We start from the raw sequence: 18,086 nt of genomic DNA on the forward strand, positions 1-18,086 counted from the left end.
GTGCCGCTCACCCGCGACGAGATGGCCGCGCGCGCCGCGCGCGAGCTCCAGGACGGCTGGTACGTCAACCTCGGCATCGGCCTGCCGACGCTCGTGCCCAACTACGTGCCCGCGGACAAGCACCTCGTGCTCCAGTCCGAGAACGGGATCCTCGGCGTCGGGCCGTACCCGACCGAAGACGCCGTCGACCCCGACCTCATCAACGCCGGCAAGGAGACCGTCACCGTCCTGCCGGGCGCCGCGTTCTTCGACTCCGCGCTGAGCTTCGGCATGATCCGCGGCGGCAAGATCGACGCCGCGATCCTCGGCGGCATGCAGGTCTCCGAGACGGGCGACCTCGCCAACTGGATGATCCCCGGCAAGATGGTCAAGGGCCCCGGCGGCGCGATGGACCTCGTGCACGGGGCGGGCCGCGTGATCGTGCTCATGGAGCACGTGGCGCGCGACGGGTCGCCCAAGATCCTGCGCTCGTGCTCGCTGCCCCTCACGGGACGCGGGGTCGTGCACCGGGTCATCACCGACCTCGCGGTGATCGACGTGACGCCCGACGGGCTCGTGCTGCGCGAGACCGCGCCCGGCGTGAACGTCGACGACGTGCGCGCCGCGACCGAGCCCGACCTCGCCGTCGCGCTCGACGACGCCCCGCTCGACGTCGCCGACGCCGGCCCGGGACCGTCCACGCAGGCCGCGGGGACGCCGTCGTGACGCGCGACGTGCTGCGCCGCGACGTCCCGACCCCGCGCGGTCGGGAGCACGTGCGCGAGGTCGCCGCCGAGGGTGCGGCCCGCGCGACGGTCCTGCTCGTGCACGGCAACTGCTCGTCGTCGGCGTTCTTCGACCCGCTGCTGCGCGCGCTCCCCGCCGACGTGCGCGGCGTCGCCGTCGACCTGCGCGGGTACGGCGACGCCGAGCCCCGGCCCGTCGACGCGACCCGGGGCGTGCGGGACTTCGCCGACGACGTCGCGGCCGTCCTCGACGCGCTCGACCTCGCGCGCCCGCTCGTCGCCGTCGCGCACTCGGCGGGGGCGGGCGTCGTGCTGCAGCTCGCGACCGACCGGCCCGACCTGTTCGACGCGATCCTCCTCGAGGCGCCCATGTCGCCGTACGGGTTCGGCGGCACGCGCGACGTCGCCGGGACGCCGCTCTCCCCCGACTTCGCAGGCTCGGGCGGCGGCACGGCGAACCCGGCGTTCGTCGCGGCGCTCGCCGCCGGCGATCGCAGCGAGGACGCCGGGTCGCCCCGCGACGTGCTGCGCCGCTTCTACGTCGCCGACCCGGCCGCGCTCGGCGAGCCGCTCGGCGCGCTCGAGGAGCTCCTGCTCGACTCCGTGCTCTCCACGCGCACGGGCGACGACAGCTACCCGGGCGACCGGACGGTGTCGGGCACGTGGCCCGGCGTGGCGCCCGGGACGCGCGGCATGAACAACGCGATCAGCGCGAAGTACTGCGACCTGTCCGGCTTCGCGACGTCCAGCGCCACCGCGCCCGTGCTGTGGGTGCGCGGCGACGCCGACGCGATCGTCTCGGACACGTCGCTGTTCGACCTCGCGCAGCTCGGCGCGCTCGGCGCCGTCCCTGGCTGGCCCGGGGTCGAGACGCACCCGCCGCAGCCGATGGTCGCGCAGACCCGGGCCGTCCTCGACGCCTACGCGGCCGCGGGCGGGCGGTACCGTGAGGAGGTGCGGCCCGGCATCGGGCACAGCCCCCACCTCGAGGAGCCGGACGTGTTCCTCGGGCTCCTGCTCGGGCTGGTCGACACTGCCGTTGCCGACGTCGACGCCGCCGCCGCACGAGCGGGCGCCACACCCCCGGCGCCCGCGCAGACACCGCCGTCCGCACCCCTGGAGGTCCAGCCGTGAGCACCACCACCCCGCACTCCCCCGACGACGTCGTGGTCGTCGCCGCCGCCCGCACGCCGCAGGGCCGCCTCAAGGGCTCCCTCGCCGCGCTGACGGCGGTCGAGCTCGGCGCGGTCGCCGCGCGCGCCGCGATCGAGCGCTCGGGCCTCGGCGCGGACGCCGTCGACGCCGTCGTGCTCGGCCAGGTGCTCCAGGCCGGGGCGGGCCAGAACCCCGCGCGCCAGACGGCCGCCGCCGCGGGCGTGGGCTGGGACGTGCCCGCCGTGACGGTGAACAAGGTGTGCCTCTCGGGGCTCACCGCCGTCATCGACGGCACCCGGATGATCCGCTCCGGCGAGGCGGAGGTCGTGCTCGTCGGCGGCCAGGAGTCCATGACCAACGCGCCGCACCTGCTCCCCGGGTCGCGCGCCGGGTTCGCGTTCGGGGACGCGACGCTCGTCGACGCCGTCGCGCGCGACGGGCTCACCGACGCGTTCGACCACACCTCCATGGGCGTCTCGACCGAGCGCACCAACGTGGGCGACGTGTTCGTCCCCCGCGAGGAGCAGGACGCCGTCGCGGCGGCCTCGCACCAGCGCGCCGCGGCCGCGGCGAAGGACGGCCTGTTCGACGCCGAGCTCGCCCCCGTGAGCGTCCCGCAGCGCCGGGGCGAGCCGGTCGAGGTGCGCGACGACGAGGGCGTGCGCCCCGACACGACGGTCGAAGGCCTCGCGCGCCTGCGGCCCGCGTTCGACCCCGAGGGCACCATCACCGCGGGCAACGCGTCGCAGATCTCCGACGGCGCCGCCGCGCTCGTGCTCACGACCCGCGCCCGGGCCGAGTCCGCGGGCACGCCGGTGCTCGCGACCGTGCGGGCGTGGGGGCAGGTCGCCGGCCCCGACACGTCGCTGCACTCCCAGCCGGCGCGCGCGATCCGGCAGGCCCTCGACCGGGCCGGGTGGACGGTCGACGACCTCGACCTCGTCGAGATCAACGAGGCCTTCGCGACCGTCGTCGCGGTCTCCACGCGCGTGCTCGGGGTCTCGCCCGACGTCGTCAACGTGCACGGCGGCGGCATCTCGCTCGGGCACCCCATCGGCGCGTCCGGCGCCCGCCTCGCCGTGCACGCGGCGCACGAGCTCGCGCGCCGCGGGGGCGGGCGCGTCGCCGTCGGGCTGTGCGGCGGCGGGGGCCAGGGCGAGGCGCTGCTGCTCGAGGCGTAGGGCTCGCCCGGGTCCGGTGGGCCGACGGCGCCCCGGCCGTTCGAGGGGACGGCTCGGGGCGCCGCGCCTACGATCGCGAGGTGCAGCCCACCACGACGGAGACCCGCGCCCCCGAGCCCGTCGACGAGGAGCGCCCCCGGCACGGCGCGTGGGGGCGGTGGCTCCGGCGGTTCTCCGCCACCGGGCTCGTGGTCGCGCTCGCCTGGTTCTGCCTGTCGTTCACGCCGTCGCTCATCCCGCGCGCCTGGTACTACCAGGCCGTGATCTCGGGCGTGAGCGCCGTCGGCGGGTACGCCGTCGGCGCGCTCGTCGAGTGGTTCGCCGTGAAGGTCGGGCTGCGGATCCGGTGGACCGCGCGCGCGAGCCGGATCGCGTGGTGGGTGCTCGCCGGGGCGACCGTCGTGCTCGTGCCGCTGGCGCTGATCCTCGGGGCGCGGCGCCAGATCGAGCTGCGGCACCTGTTCGGCATGTCGGAGGATGTCCCCGGACGCGAGGTCGTCACGCTGCTCGCGGCGCTCGCCGTCGCGCTGCTCGTGCTCCAGGCGGGCCGCGGCCTGCGCCGCGTCGCCCGATGGCTGAGCGTCCTCGTCGGCAAGGTCGTGCCTGCCCCCGTGGCGCGGTTCGTCAGCGGCGTCGCGGTCGCCGTCGTCGTGGTCCTGCTGTTCAACGGCGTCATCTGGTCAGGCACGCTCAGCGCGCTGAACTCGGTCTACGCGGCGGCGAACGCCGAGATCAGCCCTCGGCTCACGCCCCCGACGCTCCCCGAACGGTCCGGCTCCCCCGACTCCCTCGAGCCCTGGGACTCGCTCGGCGCGGAGGGGCGCAAGTTCGTCGTCTCCGGCCCGACCCTCGACGAGCTGCGCGCGTTCGCCGCGGCGGGCGACGTCGTCGACCCCGCGGACGTGCGCGAGCCGATCCACGCGTACGCGGGCCTCGACCCCGAGGGCGACCTCGACGCCACGGCGGCCCGCGTCGTCGACGAGCTCGACCGGACGGACGCGTGGGACCGGTCCGTCCTCGTCGTCGCGACCACGACCGGGACCGGCTGGGTGGACCCCGCCATGGTCGAGGCGCTCGAGCTCATGCACGGCGGCGACACCGCGATCGCCAGCATGCAGTACTCCTACCTGCCGAGCTGGATCAGCTTCGTCGGCGACCGCTCGACCCCGCCCGCCGCGGGCAAGGCGCTGTTCGAGGCGGTGTGGGCGCGGTGGTCGGACCTGCCCGAGGGCGACCGCCCGCGCCTGCTCGCGTTCGGCATCTCGCTCGGGTCGTTCGGGATGCAGGGCGCGTTCAGCGGCGTGCAGGACGTCGAGGCTCGCTCCGACGGCGCGATGTTCACCGGGACGCCCGGGTTCACGCCGATGTGGCGCGAGCTCACCGACGCGCGGGACCCCGGGTCGCTCGAGTACGCACCCGTGGTGGACGACGGCCGCCAGGTCCGCTGGGGCGACCCGGTCGCGACCGGCGTCGCCGACCTCTGGGGCCCCGGCCCGCGCTGGGACGAGCCGCGCGTCGTGTACCTCCAGCACGCGTCCGACGGCGTCACCTGGTGGGGCCCGGAGACCCTGTGGTCCGAGCCCGACTGGCTCCGCGAGCCACGCGGGCCCGACGTGCTCGGCGACGTGCGCTGGTACCCGTTCGTCACGTTCTGGCAGCTCACGGGCGACCTCTTCGTCGCGGCCGCGTCCGACATCCCGCCCGGCCACGGGCACGTCTACCAGCTCGAGTACGCCGACGGCTTCGCCGCGCTGCACGCGCCCGACGGCTGGACCGACGCCGACACCGCGCGCCTCAAGGACGCGATGGTCGCGCCCGTCGAGGGCGGCTCGATCGGCTGACGGCCGACCGGCGTCCGCCGACCCGGCTCGCACGGACGGCGCGCACCGGGCGGAGCGCGCGCAGGCACGGGCCGGCTAACCCGGCGCGTGGGCCTCGAGGAACGAGAAGACCTCGGTCTGGTCGACGCCGGGGAACGCGCCGGTCGGCATCGCCGCGAGCATCGACGCGTGCGGGCGGGCGCTCGGCCAGGCGTGGCCGGCCCAGCGGTCGGCGAGGTCGTCGGGCGGGCGGCGGCAGCACGCGCCGTCGGGGCAGCGGGACACGAGCCGCTCGGTCGTGTCGCGCCCGAGGAACCACTTGACGTGCGCGAACGGGACGCCGACGCTCACGGAGAACTCGCCGTCGGCCGACGCCTGCACGCGCGACGTGCACCAGTAGGTGCCGCTCGGGGTGTCCGTGTACTGGCTGAACGGGCTGAGCCGGTCCTCGACGGCGAACACGGTGCGCGCGGTCCAGCTCCGGCACACGTACTGCCCCTCGACCGCGCCGAGCGGGTCGGCAGGGAAGCGCACGCCGTCGTTCTCGTAGGCCTTGTGGATCACCCCGGACTCGTGCACCTTCATGAAGTGCACCGGGATGCCGAGGTGCTTCGTCGCGAGATTGGTGAACCGGTGCGCGGCGGTCTCGTACGACACCGCGAACGCGTCCCGGAGGTCCTCGATGGAGATCTCGCGCGCGTCCTTCGCGGCGCGCAGTGCCTTGACCGCGTGCCGCTCCGGGAGCAGGAGCGCCGCGGCGAGGTAGTTGGCCTCGACGCGCTGGCGGAGGAACTCGCGGTAGTCGCGCGGCTCCGCGTGCCCGAGCACGTGCGGCGCGAGCGCCTGGAGCAGCGCCGACGTCGCGTTGGACCGCCCGCGCATCCCGTTGCTCGGCAGGTACACGCGGCGGTGGCGCAGGTCGAGCACGGACCGGGTGGAGTGCGGCAGGTCGCCGACGTAGTGCAGCGTGAAGCCTAGGTGGGCGGCGAGGTCGGCCGCGACGCGCTGGGGCATCGGCCCGCCCGCGTGCCCGACGCCGTCGAGCAGCCCGGCCGCCGCGTCCTCGAGCTCGGGGAAGTAGTTGTCCTGCGCGCGCATGGTCGCGCGCAGCTCCGCGTTCGCGCGGCGCGCCTCCTCGGGCGTGGCGGCGCGCTCGGTGTGCAGGCGCTGGAGCTCGCGCTCGAGGGCGACGATGGTCTCGAGCGCGTCGGTGGGCAGCGACTTGCCCACCCGCACGGGCCGCAGCCCGAGCGCGTCGAAGAGCGGGCCGCGCTGGGCGCGCTCCAGCTCGATCTCGAGCGCGTCCCGGCGCGAGGGCGCCTCCGGCGAGAGCAGGTCGTCGAGGCTCGCGCCGAGCGCGCGCGCCACCGCCTGGAGCTGGCCGAACTTCGGCTCGCGCTTGCCGTTCTCGAGGAGCGACACCTGCGACGGCGCGCGGCCGATCGCGGCGCCGAGCTCGTCGAGGGTCATGCCGCGCGCGGTGCGCAGGTGCCGGATCCTGCGGCCGATCGTCAGGGCGTCGGGCTCGCTCTCGAGCGGGATTTCCGCATGTTCCGCGATTCCGGCCGGTCGCGTCGTCGGGATAGCCATGACTGAGAGTGACACGCGCCACTCCTTGCGCACAAGAGAAGAACCGCGTTTCTTTCGTCCGATCTGGCTTGAGAAGGGCTTGCAGGCGGGAGGAAGGTCGAAGCACGGACCTCGCCGAGGTCCACCGACCGGCCCGGCCGGCCCGCACCACGCGGGCCGGCGCACCACCAGGAGGCACCCGTGAACAGGCCCACCATCGTCAGCCGCCGCTCCCCGTCCGAGTACGCGGGCGGCGCCCGCCCGCTCGGCGCCGTCGCGACGACGGCGACGGTCACCGGCCCCGGCTCCGCCCCGACCCCGGGCGACGCCTCGCGCCCGTCCGCCCGTCCGGGCGACCAGACGCAGAGCGCCGCCGAGCTCGCCGAGCAGTGGGCGACCGACCCGCGCTGGGCCGGCCTGCAGCGCGACTACACCGCCGAGGACGTGGTCGCGCTGCGTGGCTCCGTGCGCGAGGAGCACACGCTCGCCCGCCGCGGCGCCGAGACGCTGTGGGACCTCATCCACACCGAGGAGTGGGTCGCCGCGCTCGGCGCGTTCACCGGCAACCAGGCCGTGCAGCAGGTGCGGGCGGGCCTCAAGGCGATCTACCTGTCCGGGTGGCAGGTCGCGGCCGACGCCAACCTGTCCGGACAGACGTACCCCGACCAGTCGCTCTACCCCGCCAACTCCGTGCCCGCCGTCGTGCGCCGCATCAACAACGCGCTCCTGCGCGCCGACCAGATCGAGACGGCGGAGCGCGCGGCGTCGGACGGGCAGGCGCCCGACCGCGACTGGCTCGCCCCGATCGTCGCCGACGCCGAGGCCGGGTTCGGCGGCCCGCTCAACGCCTACGAGCTCATGCACTCGATGATCGCCGCGGGCGCGGCGGGCGTGCACTGGGAGGACCAGCTCGCGTCCGAGAAGAAGTGCGGCCACCTCGGCGGCAAGGTGCTCGTGCCCACGAGCCAGCACATCCGCACGCTCAACGCCGCGCGTCTCGCGGCCGACGTCGCGGGCGTGCCGTCGATCGTCATCGCCCGCACGGACGCGCTCGCCGCGGACCTCCTCACGTCCGACGTCGACGAGCGCGACCAGCCGTTCCTCACCGGCGAGCGCACGTCCGAGGGCTTCTACCGGGTGCGCCCCGGCTTCGACGCGGTCGTCGCGCGCGGCCTCGCGTACGCGCCGTACTCCGACCTCATCTGGGTCGAGACGGGCGAGCCCGACCTCGAGCTCGCGCGGACGTTCGCCGAGGCGGTCCACGCGCAGCACCCGGGCAAGAAGCTCGCCTACAACTGCTCGCCGTCGTTCAACTGGAAGAAGCACCTCGACGACGCCCAGATCGCGAGCTTCCAGAAGGAGCTCGCCGCGATGGGCTACGCGTTCCAGTTCATCACGCTGGCCGGCTTCCACGCCGTCTCGCACTCCATGTTCGAGCTCGCGCGCGGCTACAACGAGCGCGCGATGTCCGCCTACGTCGAGCTGCAGGAGGCCGAGTTCGCCTCCGAGGCCGACGGCTACACCGCCACCCGCCACCAGCGGGAGGTCGGCACCGGCTACTTCGACCGGGTCGCCACGGCTCTCAACCCCGACGCCGCCACCCTCGCGCTCGCCGGGTCCACCGAGACCGCCCAGTTCCACTAAGCCCTTCGCGAGGTAGAGGAGCGGTCCCGCGAGGTAGAGGCCTGGTCATGACCACGCCTCTACCTCGCGGGACCCAAGCCCTACCTCGGCCTGCCAGAGCTCTACCTCGCGACATCGACCTTCGGAGCACGCCATGACCACGCTGACCACGACCACCTCTCCCCCGTCGTCCCCTGCCCCCGCGAGCAGCCCGCGGGTCACCGGGACCCTGCGCGTCACCGGCACGCTGGGCGAGCGCTACCGCGAGATCCTCACGCCCGAGGCGCTCGACTTCCTCACGCTGCTGCACGACCGGTTCGTGGCGCGCCGCCACGAGCTGCTCATGGACCGCCAGCAGCGCCGCCAGGACGTCGCGGACGGCATCGACCCCGACTTCCGCGCCTCGACGCGGCCCGTGCGCGACGACCCGTCGTGGCGCGTCGCGGGCTCGGCCGGCGCGCCGGGACTCGAGGACCGCCGCGTCGAGATCACCGGCCCGACCGACCCCAAGATGACGATCAACGCCCTCAACTCCGGCGCCAAGGTCTGGCTCGCAGACGCCGAGGACGCGTCGAGCCCCACGTGGCGCAACGTGATCGAGGGCCAGCTCGCGCTGCACGACGCGATCCGCGGGACGCTGACGCACACGACCGGCTCGGGCGAGCACCGCAAGGAGTACCGCCTGCGCTCGACGACGCTCACCGACCTCCCGACGATCGTGTTCCGCCCGCGCGGGTGGCACCTCATCGAGAAGCACATGCGGTACGTCGACCGGGCGGGCGTGAGCGTCTCGGCGTCGGCGTCGCTCGTCGACTTCGGGCTGTACCTGTTCCACAACGCGCACGAGCTCGTGGCGCGCGGGCGAGGCCCGTACTTCTACCTGCCCAAGCTCGAGGGGCACCGCGAGGCCCGGCTGTGGAACGACGTGTTCGTGCTCGCCCAGGACTACCTCGGCCTGCCGCAGGGCACGATCCGCGCCACGGTGCTCATCGAGACGCTGCCCGCGGCGTTCGAGATGGAGGAGATCCTCCACGAGCTGCGCGACCACTGCGCCGGGCTGAACGCCGGGCGCTGGGACTACCTGTTCTCCGTGATCAAGGCGTTCCGCACGCGCGGCGACTCGTACGTGCTGCCCGACCGCGCGCAGGTCACCATGACCGCGCCCTTCATGCGCGCGTACACCGAGCTGCTCGTGCAGACGTGCCACCGGCGCGGCGCGCACGCGATCGGCGGCATGAGCGCGTTCATCCCGGACCGCCGTCGGCCGGACGTCACCGAGCGCGCGTTCGAGCAGGTGCGCGCGGACAAGCGCCGGGAGGCGACGGACGGGTTCGACGGCACGTGGGTCGCGCACCCCGACCTCATCGAGGTCGCGCGCACCGAGTTCGATGCGGTGCTGGGGGACGCGCCGAACCAGGTCTCGCGGCAGCGCGACGACGTCCGGGTGGGCCAGCACGAGCTGCTCGACATCGGGTCGGCCCGCCGGGCCGGGGCCACCGTCACCGCTGCGGGGCTGCGCTCGAACGTCTCCGTCGGGGTGCGGTACCTCGAGTCGTGGCTGCGCGGCGTCGGGGCCGCCGCGATCGACCACCTCATGGAGGACGCCGCGACGGCCGAGATCTCGCGGTCGCAGGTGTGGCAGTGGATCGCGTCCGGCACGCGCACCGAGAACGGCGTGCCGATCACGCGCGAGCGCGTCGAGGCGCTGCTCGCGGAGATCGTCGACGACCTGCCGCGCACCCCGGGGAACCGGATCGACGACGCCGCGCACGTGTTCCGCGCCGTCGCGCTCGCCGAGGACTTCCCGACGTTCCTCACCATCGGGGCGTACTCGCAGTTCCTCGTGGGTTCCGAGGTGGACCAGCCGTAGCGCGGTCTCCCGCCCTCCACGGCCCCGGTGCCGTCGCCCCACCCGGCGGCGGCACCGAGGCCGTGCTCACGGGCGCGTGCCATCGCCCTCGACGGCGGAGACCGCAGTGTGGGAGCATCCGGCCACGCACGGTGGCACCTGTCGTCCGGGCGCCCGCCCGCACGACACCGGAGCACCATGAGCACCCCTGTGACGCCGCCGTCCTCGCCGACGCCCCCTCCCGGCCCGCCGCCCTCCTCCCCCGGCCCGGCCGCGCACCCGAACCCGTACGCGGCGCCGCCGTCCGCAGCGCACCCCGGCCCTCCGTACGCGGGCGCCCCGCAGCCCCTCGCACCGCACCCGGGACCGCCGCACCCCCACGTCCCGCAGCCGGCCCCGCCGCGCGCGGCACCGGGGCGTGGCGGTCTGTCTCGGACGGCCGTCGGGCTGCTCGTCGGGGTCGTGTGCCTCGTGGTCGGGGGCGGGACGGGGTACGCCGCGGGCGTCGCGACCGACGCCGGCGCCCGGATCGCCGCGTGGGTCACGGCCCCGACCGACGACGCGTACGGCGACGAGTGGCCGGGCGACGGCTGGTCGGACGAGGACTGGCCCGAGGGCGACTGGGAGGGCACGGGCACCCGCGACGACCCGTGGCTGTTCGACGGGTACACGATCGGCGGCGAGGAGTGGGAGGTCCTCCTCGAGGAGCCGTACGAGGCGACCGCGGACGTGCTCGCGCACGACGACGTCAACGCCCCGCCGCCCGACGGCGTCGAGTACTGGATCGTGCCCGTCACCGCCACCTACACCGGGTCCAGCTCGCAGGTGACCGCGTGGGGCGCGGTCGACGTCGGGTTCGTCGGCGACGACGGCGTCCACGCCGAGAGCGGGTGCGGCGCGGTGCCGCACGCGCTCGTGAGCACGGGCCTCATCGGCTCGGGCGACACCGTGACCGGCAACGTGTGCCTCGCGGTGCCGGCGGGCGCCCCCGGCCTCTGGACGCTCTCGCTGGAGCGGTACGAGCCCTGGTACCTGCGCGCGGCCGACCCGCTCGCGGGCTGACCGCCCTGCGTCCGACCCGCTCGGTCCCCCGCGGGTAGGACGGCCCCGTCAGCCCGCGGGGCGCCGCGCGTCGAACACGTCTCGGTTCTCGCGGATGGTGCGCGTGTGGGCGAGCGCCCATTCGACCAGCGCGAGCACGGGCGGCAGCAGCGTCTCGCCGAGCCCTGTGAGCGCGTAGTCGACGCGCGGCGGCACGACGGCGTGCACGGTGCGGCTCACGAGGCCGTCCCGCTCGAGCTGGCGCAGGTTGAGGGTGAGCATGCGCTGGGAGATCCCGTCGATCCCGTGGAGCAGCTCGGTGAAGCGCTGCGGGCCGGCGGAGAGCATCCCCAGGATGAGGACGCTCCACTTGTCGCCCACCCGGTCGAGGACCGAGCGCACCTCGCTCGTCGCCTCCGCCGCGGCGCAGCCGCGGTCGACCGGGATGCCGTGGCGCTCGGCGAGCTCGCGCACCACCGGCACGTCCGTGCTGGGCGTCGTCGTCATGGGTGTCTCCGTCTTCTCCGGGTGCTGCTCCGTGTGCCTCACGCACACCGGTGTGCCTTTTGTACCGGTGCTCATGGTTACCCATCATGTGCCCAGGCACAAAGAGTGACCGGCCATCCTGGGCCGTCGCCGCCTCCTCTCGAAGGACTCACGCATGAACGTCGCCCTGTGGATCGCCTCCGGTCTGCTCGCCGCCGCCTTCCTCGGCGCCGGGCTCATGAAGGCGCTGCGCCCGATCCCCGTGCTCCAGGAGCAGATGCGGTGGGTCACGCCCGAGCGCGCGGCGGGCGTGCGCGCCATCGGGTGGCTCGAGGTGGCCGGCGCCGTCGGAGTGATCCTGCCCTGGGCGCTCGGCGTCGCGCCGGTGCTCACCCCCGTCGCCGCGGTCGGGCTCGCGCTCACGCAGGTCGGCGCGATCCCCCTGCACCGGCGCCTCGGCGAGGCGAAGGCCGTCCCGGCGAACGTGGTGCTGCTCGCCCTCGCGGTGTTCGTCGCCGTCGGCCGGTTCGCGGCGCTGTGACCCGCGGGCGGGCCGCGGCCCGCCCCCAGGCCGCCCCGGGGCTGCGGGGAGCGCGCTGACGGCCTCGCGCAAGGGCGACAGGTCGGCCCTACCCCGACACTCTCGCGCGGCCGACGGTCCGCTGGACAGCCCCGCGGCCTCCGCTACGCCGTCGCGACGAGCGGGTACCGGCGGCGCAGGACGAGGCGCTGCCCGAGGGTCCACGTCACCGTCACCAGCAGGTACAGGCCCGCGGCGAGGGGCACGAAGCAGGCGATCACGGCGGTGACGAACTGCAGGGCACCGAGCGCGTTCTGCAGGCCCGGGCCGGAGAGCACCGCCGCACCGGACATGCTCGGCCCGGTGTCGGCACCGGGCGTCGTCCGGGGCAGCGCGAGCCGACCGCCGGGCAGGGAGGCGCGGCGCGTGAGCTCGCCGACGAGGGCGATCGCGAGCACGACCACGCCGGCCACGACCACGGTCGGCACACCACCCGCCCCGAGCCCGCCGACGAGGCTCGAGCCCAGGGGCGCGCCGAACAGGGTGTGGCCGAGCAGCGCGTTGCTGTGGCCGGCGATCTCCGCGTGCAGGAACAGCGCGTAGACCACCCCGACCACGGGCGCCTGGGCCAGCATCGGGAGGCACCCCGCGAGCGGCGTCGTGCCCTCGCGGGTGTAGAGCTCCACGGTTGCGCGCCGCAGCCGCTCGGGGTCGTTCCGGTGCCGACGCTGGAGCTCGGCGAGCCGCGGTGCGAGACGCGCGCGGTCGCGCTCCGCCTTCGCCTGCGACACGCCGACGGGGACGAGCAGGGCGCGCACGGCGAGCGTCAGCAGGACGACGGCCGCCGCGGCCGCGGCGCCGCCCGCGAGGGGTTCGAGCAGGTCGGACAGGCCCATCAGCGCGCGGTACGCGGCGTCGAGCACGGTGGAGACGAGCGGGAGGTCGAGCAGGTTCATGGTGGTGTCCTCGGTCGAACGTGCGGGGTACGCGTTCGCCGATCACCCTGCGGTGGGCAGGCAGCAGCACGCCGCGCAGCGACGCGGGTGCGGGTGGGGCCCCTCGGCCGGGTGATCAGCCGAGGAGTCGGCCGGGAGCCCGGGGTCGGGCACGACCCGGGGCGTCCGGGTCGCTCTGCGTGACGGCGGGACCGACGTCGACCGTGTCGCGCAGGCGGCCCGCGGGGCGAGCCGCCACACCGAGCGCGAGGGGTGCGCCCCAGCGCGCGGCCACGGCAGCCACGGCCGCGACGAGGGCGGTGGCGCCGAGGAGGAAGAGCGTGGCCGTGAGGGTCGACGTGCCGAGCAGGAGCGTGAGCGCGGAGGCGAGGTCGCGCGCCACGACGAGCAGGTCGTTCATCGCACCGCCTCCTCTCCGGGCCGTCGGGGCCCCGTAGGGCCCGCCGTCGGGCCCGTCGTGGAGCCCGTCGGTGAGGTCAGCCTAGGCCACGTCGAGCGCCGCCCACTCGTCGTCGGTGAGCAGGCGCGACCGGATGATGAAACGCACGCCCTCGGGCGCCTCCACGCTGAACCCGGCGCCGCGGCCGGGCACGACGTCGATCGTCAGGTGGGTGTGCTTCCAGTACTCGAACTGTGCGCGGCTCATCCAGACGGGCACGACGAACCGGCCCGCCGCGCCGTCCGCCCCGGCGGGGCCGTCCGCCCCGGCGGGGCCGTCCGCGCCGGGACCGTCCGTGCGACCGGGCGCGTCGACGACGAGGTCACCGAGGTGCACGTCGGCGTCGCCGAGCAGGAATTCGCCCTGCGGGTAGCACATGGGCGACGACCCGTCGCAGCACCCGCCGGACTGGTGGAACATGAGCTCGCCGTGGACCGTCCGCAGCCGCGCGAGCAGCGCCGCGGCGTCGTCGGTGAGCGCGACGCGCGCGGGTGTCGCGCCAACCGGGCGGACCGAGGAAACGTCGTCGACCACGAAACTCTCCAGGTGTCGGCCGACCAGGCGATCCCGGCGCCGCGAGCAGGTGGTCGTGGTCCGTCCGGACGGCCGGACGAGCCAAGACCACCTGCTCGGCGGCCCCGGGGGGAGCCGAGCCCGTGGTCGGTAGGGCGGGCAGGGCGGGTGGGGTTGGGCTAGAAGAAGCCGAGCTTCTGGGCCGAGTAGGAGACGAGGAGGTTCTTCGTCTGCTGGTAGTGGTCGAGCATCATCTTGTGGTTCTCGCGGCCGACGCCGGAGCCCTTGTAGCCGCCGAACGCGGCGGCGGCGGGGTACGCGTGGTAGCAGTTCGTCCACACGCGCCCGGCCTCGATGGTGCGGCCCGCGCGGTAGGCGGTGTTGCCCGACCGCGACCAGACGCCGGCCCCGAGCCCGTACAGGGTGTCGTTGGCGATCGTCATGGCGTCGTCGAAGTCGGAGAAGTCGGTCACCGCGACGACGGGCCCGAAGATCTCCTCCTGGAAGATCCGCATCGAGTTCTTGCCCTCGAAGATCGTGGGCGTCACGTAGTACCCGCCCGCGAGGTCGCCGCCGAGCTCGGCGCGCGACCCGCCCGTGAGCACCTTCGCGCCCTCGGCCTTGCCGATCTCGATGTACGACAGGATCTTCTCGAGCTGGTCGTTCGACGCCTGCGCGCCGATCATCGTCTCGGTGTCGAGCGGGTTGCCCTGCCGCACCGCCTTCGTGCGCTCGATCGCGTCGCCGAGGAACGTGTCGTAGATGGACGACTGGATGAGGGCGCGCGACGGGCACGTGCACACCTCGCCCTGGTTGAGGGCGAACATCGTGAACCCCTCGAGAGCCTTGTCGTAGAAGTCGTCGCGCGCGTCGGCGACGTCGGAGAAGAAGATGTTCGGCGACTTGCCGCCGAGCTCGAGCGTGACCGGGATGATGTTCTGGCTCGCGTACTGCATGATCAGGCGGCCGGTCGTCGTCTCACCCGTGAACGCGATCTTGCGGATGCGGGGGCTGGACGCGAGCGGCTTGCCCGCCTCGACGCCGAACCCGTTCACGACGTTCACCACCCCGGGCGGCAGCAGGTCCCCGACGATGTCCATGAGGAAGAGGATCGACGCGGGGGTCTGCTCGGCGGGCTTGAGCACGACGCAGTTGCCCGCCGCGAGCGCCGGGGCGAGCTTCCACACGGCCATGAGGATCGGGAAGTTCCACGGGATGATCTGGCCGACGACGCCGAGCGGCTCGTGGAAGTGGTACGCGATGGTGTCCTCGTCGATCTCGGAGATCGACCCCTCCTGCGCGCGGATCGCGCCCGCGAAGTAGCGGAAGTGGTCGATCGCGAGCGGGATGTCGGCGGCGAGCGTCTCGCGGACGGGCTTGCCGTTCTCCCACGACTCGGCGACGGCGATCCGCTCGAGGTTCTCCTCCATGCGGTCGGCGATCTTGTTGAGGACGTTGGCGCGCTCGGTCGCGCTCGTGCGGCCCCACGACCGGGCTGCGCCGTGCGCGGCGTCGAGCGCGCGCTCGATGTCGTCGGCGGTGCCGCGCGCGACCTCGGTGAAGGTCCGGCCCGTCACGGGGCTCGGGTTCTCGAAGTACTGCCCGCCGGCCGGCGCGACGTACTCGCCGCCGATCCAGTGGTCGTACCGGGCCTTGTACTCGGCGATCGCCCCGTCCGTGCCGGGGGCTGCGTAGACCGTCATCGTCTGCCTCCTCGCAGTGCTGACTCGCAGTGCTGGTCCTCGCCGCGCCCTGGGGGAGGTCGCCGTCGGGCGGGGAGCGTCCGACGGCGGTGCGCGGCCCGGCGCCTCGTCGCGCCGTGCGGCCGACGGTAGGCGGCGCAGGGTTGCAGGACCGTTGCAGCGGGCGGCCCCTGCCCGACCTCAGGCGAGCTCGTCGTCGAGCAGGTCGAGGTGGGCGCGGGCGCGCAGCCACAGCGGGCTGCCGTGGTCCGTGACGCGCTGCAGCCGCGTCCACGCGGCGTGGTCCTCGGCGCCGTCGTCGGTGCGCGTCCACGCGTCGAGCACGTCGGCGCCGCCCGCGGCTACGACGGCGGTGCGCAGCTCGGCCGCGAGCTCGGCGCGCAGGTGCTCGACGGCAGGCGCGCCCGAGCGCGGCAGGAGCGGCGCGCGGTAGGCGGCGACGGCGCCGCGGACGTCGCCCACCGCGAGGTGGTCCCGCACGACGTCGGCGTCGGTCCGCAGGGGTCGCGCGAGCCGGTAGGGGCGCGATCCCGCGAGGAGCGCGCCCGCGACGCGCCGCAGGCGCGACACCTCGGCGCGGACGGTCACGTCGGAGAGCTCGCCGGGGTGCAGCAGGACGGCGAGCTCGTCGGCGGACAGCCCGCGGGGGTGCGTCGCGAGGAGCACGAGGATCTCGGCGTGCCGCAGCGAGAGGCGGTGGTCGAGACCGTCCGGCGAGCGCAGCACGGGCGCCGTGCCGAGCACGAGCAGCTCGGGCGCGCCGTCGCGGGGAGGTCCCGGGAGCCGGCCCGGGCCGTCGTCGGGACCCGTCGCCGCAGCGCGCTGGGCGAGCTCGCGCTCGAGGCTCAGCACCGTCGCGCGCACGAGCGACAGCACGACGCCCGACGCGGCGGACTGGCGCCCCGTCACGTCGAGGACCCCGAGGACGCGCCCGCTCGCGGGGTCGTGGACGGGCACGGCCGTGCAGCTGAACGCCTGCACGGGCCGGGAGAAGTGCTCGGCGCCGAGGACCTGGACCGGGCTGCGCGTCGCGAGCGCGGTGCCGGGCGCGTTCGTCCCGACCCGTTCCTCGCGCCAGACCGACCCCTCGACGAACCCGACCCGGTCGACGGCGTCGCGCAGCGCCCGGTCGCCCTCGACCCACAGGAGGCGGCCCGCGTCGTCGGACACGGCGACGACGAGGCCGTCGTCGGCGGCGGCGTCCACGACGAGCTCGCGCACGACCGGCATGACGCCCGCGAGCGGGTGCGCCTCGCGGTAGGCGACGAGGTCGTCGTGGGCGAGGCCCGAGTCGGTGCGGGGCGCCTCCGGGTCGACGCCGCTGTGCACGGACCGGCGCCACGAGTCGGCGACGAGCGGGTGGACGCCGCGCGGGAGGACGCCGTGGTCGAGGAACGAGCGGTAGGCGGCGCGCACGGAGCGCGGGTCGCGGCGCGCGTCGGGGCGGCGCGGGTGCTCCTCGGAGCGGGGCGGCGGTGCGGGAGTGCGCGGCACGGGACCTCCACGTCGTCGTGCGGTGCTGGGGCCAGTGTAGGTCGCGCGGGATCCGGCGCGAGCGGGCGTCAGCCGGTGCCGGCAGGCCCGGGACCGGCGACCTCGCGCGCGACGCGGCGCAGGGTGCCGAGGACGACGGTGGTCGCGGCGGTCGGCGGTGACCCGCGGCGCACGGCCGCGTACACCGGGCGGGTCCGGGGCACGCGGAGCGGGCGGGCGTCGACGGCGTACCGCGGGTCGACGGCGAGACCCGGCAGCAGCGCGACGGACAGCCCGGCCTCGACGTGCGCGAGCAGCAGCTCGTAGCTGGGCAGCCGGGCGACGACGCGCGGCTCGAAGCCGGCCTCGCGGCACGCGCTCTCGACGAGCGTGGACAGGTAGCGCCCGGGAAGGTCGGCCGCCCACGGCGCGTCGGCGAGGCGCGCGAGGTCGGCCGGCTCGCCGGGGGCCTGGTCGCCGCGCGCCGTGACGAGCACGACCGGGTCCTCGAGCAGCGGGACGGTCGCGACGTCGGGCCCGGCGAGCAGCGCGCCGTCGAGCAGGTCAGCGGTCACCGCGACGTCGACGTCCCCCCGCCGGAGCGCGGGCCCGCTCTCGCGCGGGTCGAGCTCGTCGACCTCCACCTCGACGCGCGGGTGCTCGACGGCGAGCCGCGCCGCGAGCGGGATGACGAGCGCGCGCACCGCGCTCGAGAACGCGGCGACCCGCACGACGCCGGCCGGCTCGCCGTCGGGATGGGCGAGCTCGGCCTCGGCGAGCGCCATCTGGTCGAGGATGACGCGCGCGTGCCGCGCGAGCGTGCGGCCGGCAGGCGTGAGGCGGACGCGTCGGCCCGTGCGCTCCAGGAGGCGTGCGCCGGTCTCGGCCTCGAGCGCGGCGAGCTGCGCGGAGACGGCCGACGGGCTCAGGTGGAGCGAGGCCCCGACGGCGCGCACGGTCCCGAGGCTCTCGAGCCGCGCGAGGATCTGCAGCCGGGCCGCGTTGAGCAAGTGCGCACTCCTCTCTGTGCGGG

16 protein-coding genes are annotated in these 18,086 nt (G+C 75.2%); 8 read left to right on the forward strand and 8 right to left on the reverse strand.

The genetic code is table 11. The annotated features are described in order from the left end of the window. From B8281_RS16595 to B8281_RS16610, 4 genes are all read left to right on the forward strand, one after another. A complete protein-coding gene (locus tag B8281_RS16595; RefSeq protein ID WP_085388292.1) occupies positions 1 to 705 on the forward strand; it encodes a CoA transferase subunit B in 705 nt (234 codons plus the stop codon). Then, positions 702 to 1,859: an alpha/beta fold hydrolase gene (locus B8281_RS16600; RefSeq protein WP_085388293.1), complete on the forward strand. Its 1,158-nt coding sequence runs from the start codon at positions 702 to 704 to the stop codon at positions 1,857 to 1,859. Before B8281_RS16595 ends, B8281_RS16600 begins: the two co-directional genes overlap by 4 nt. Further along, positions 1,856 to 3,061: an acetyl-CoA C-acetyltransferase gene (locus B8281_RS16605; RefSeq protein ID WP_085388294.1), complete on the forward strand. Its 1,206-nt coding sequence runs from the start codon at positions 1,856 to 1,858 to the stop codon at positions 3,059 to 3,061. The genes B8281_RS16600 and B8281_RS16605 overlap by 4 nt, the downstream gene beginning before the upstream one ends. 80 nt (positions 3,062 to 3,141) lie before the next feature. Beyond that, the gene (locus B8281_RS16610) at positions 3,142 to 4,902 is read left to right on the forward strand and encodes an alpha/beta-hydrolase family protein (protein WP_198163087.1); all 1,761 of its coding nucleotides are present in this window, start codon (positions 3,142 to 3,144) and stop codon (positions 4,900 to 4,902) included. Between the two features lie 75 nt (positions 4,903 to 4,977). On the opposite strand, the gene B8281_RS16615 is transcribed toward B8281_RS16610, so the two are convergent. Beyond that, positions 4,978 to 6,471, reverse strand: coding sequence for a helix-turn-helix transcriptional regulator (locus tag B8281_RS16615; RefSeq protein WP_061266961.1), 1,494 nt, complete (start codon positions 6,469 to 6,471; stop codon positions 4,978 to 4,980). Between the two features lie 180 nt (positions 6,472 to 6,651). Between B8281_RS16615 and aceA the strand changes: the two genes are divergently transcribed. The 3 genes from aceA (at position 6,652) to B8281_RS16630 (ending at position 10,984) form a co-directional block, all read left to right on the forward strand. Next, positions 6,652 to 8,094, forward strand: a complete 1,443-nt coding sequence (gene aceA, locus B8281_RS16620; RefSeq protein ID WP_232322602.1) for an isocitrate lyase — start codon at positions 6,652 to 6,654, stop codon at positions 8,092 to 8,094. Positions 8,095 to 8,227: 133 nt separating this feature from the next. Further along, positions 8,228 to 9,943, forward strand: a complete 1,716-nt coding sequence (gene aceB / locus B8281_RS16625; RefSeq protein ID WP_034653672.1) for a malate synthase A — start codon at positions 8,228 to 8,230, stop codon at positions 9,941 to 9,943. A gap of 177 nt (positions 9,944 to 10,120) precedes the next feature. Continuing rightward, positions 10,121 to 10,984: a hypothetical protein gene (locus B8281_RS16630; RefSeq protein WP_137280196.1), complete on the forward strand. Its 864-nt coding sequence runs from the start codon at positions 10,121 to 10,123 to the stop codon at positions 10,982 to 10,984. Positions 10,985 to 11,032: 48 nt separating this feature from the next. Here B8281_RS16630 and B8281_RS16635 read toward each other — a convergent pair whose 3' ends face one another. Beyond that, the gene (locus B8281_RS16635) at positions 11,033 to 11,470 is read right to left on the reverse strand and encodes a helix-turn-helix domain-containing protein (RefSeq protein WP_081600010.1); all 438 of its coding nucleotides are present in this window, start codon (positions 11,468 to 11,470) and stop codon (positions 11,033 to 11,035) included. A gap of 154 nt (positions 11,471 to 11,624) precedes the next feature. Here B8281_RS16635 and B8281_RS16640 point away from each other — a divergent pair, with 154 nt between their 5' ends. Beyond that, positions 11,625 to 11,990, forward strand: a complete 366-nt coding sequence (locus tag B8281_RS16640; RefSeq protein ID WP_085388296.1) for a DoxX family protein — start codon at positions 11,625 to 11,627, stop codon at positions 11,988 to 11,990. Between the two features lie 143 nt (positions 11,991 to 12,133). Here the strand turns inward: B8281_RS16640 and B8281_RS16645 are convergent, their stop codons facing one another. From B8281_RS16645 to B8281_RS16670, 6 genes are all read right to left on the reverse strand, one after another. After that, positions 12,134 to 12,925, reverse strand: coding sequence for a membrane protein insertase YidC (locus tag B8281_RS16645; RefSeq protein WP_043654817.1), 792 nt, complete (start codon positions 12,923 to 12,925; stop codon positions 12,134 to 12,136). A gap of 115 nt (positions 12,926 to 13,040) precedes the next feature. Continuing rightward, a complete protein-coding gene (locus B8281_RS16650) occupies positions 13,041 to 13,325 on the reverse strand; it encodes a DUF6412 domain-containing protein (RefSeq protein WP_034653680.1) in 285 nt (94 codons plus the stop codon). 81 nt (positions 13,326 to 13,406) lie between these two features. After that, complete coding sequence (locus B8281_RS16655; RefSeq protein ID WP_085388297.1) at positions 13,407 to 13,898, reverse strand: DUF779 domain-containing protein; 492 nt, start codon at positions 13,896 to 13,898, stop codon at positions 13,407 to 13,409. Between the two features lie 158 nt (positions 13,899 to 14,056). Continuing rightward, complete coding sequence (locus B8281_RS16660) at positions 14,057 to 15,580, reverse strand: aldehyde dehydrogenase family protein (protein WP_085388298.1); 1,524 nt, start codon at positions 15,578 to 15,580, stop codon at positions 14,057 to 14,059. A 180-nt stretch (positions 15,581 to 15,760) separates the two neighbouring features. Beyond that, on the reverse strand, positions 15,761 to 17,074 hold the full coding sequence (locus B8281_RS16665; protein WP_085388299.1) for a GAF domain-containing protein: 1,314 nt from the start codon (positions 17,072 to 17,074) through the stop codon (positions 15,761 to 15,763). 68 nt (positions 17,075 to 17,142) lie between these two features. Further along, positions 17,143 to 18,063, reverse strand: coding sequence for a LysR family transcriptional regulator (locus B8281_RS16670; protein ID WP_085388300.1), 921 nt, complete (start codon positions 18,061 to 18,063; stop codon positions 17,143 to 17,145). Positions 18,064 to 18,086: the final 23 nt, after the last annotated feature.

Origin of the sequence: Cellulosimicrobium sp. TH-20, from assembly GCF_002105775.1 — a bacterium.
Lineage (GTDB): Bacteria > Actinomycetota > Actinomycetes > Actinomycetales > Cellulomonadaceae > Cellulosimicrobium > Cellulosimicrobium funkei.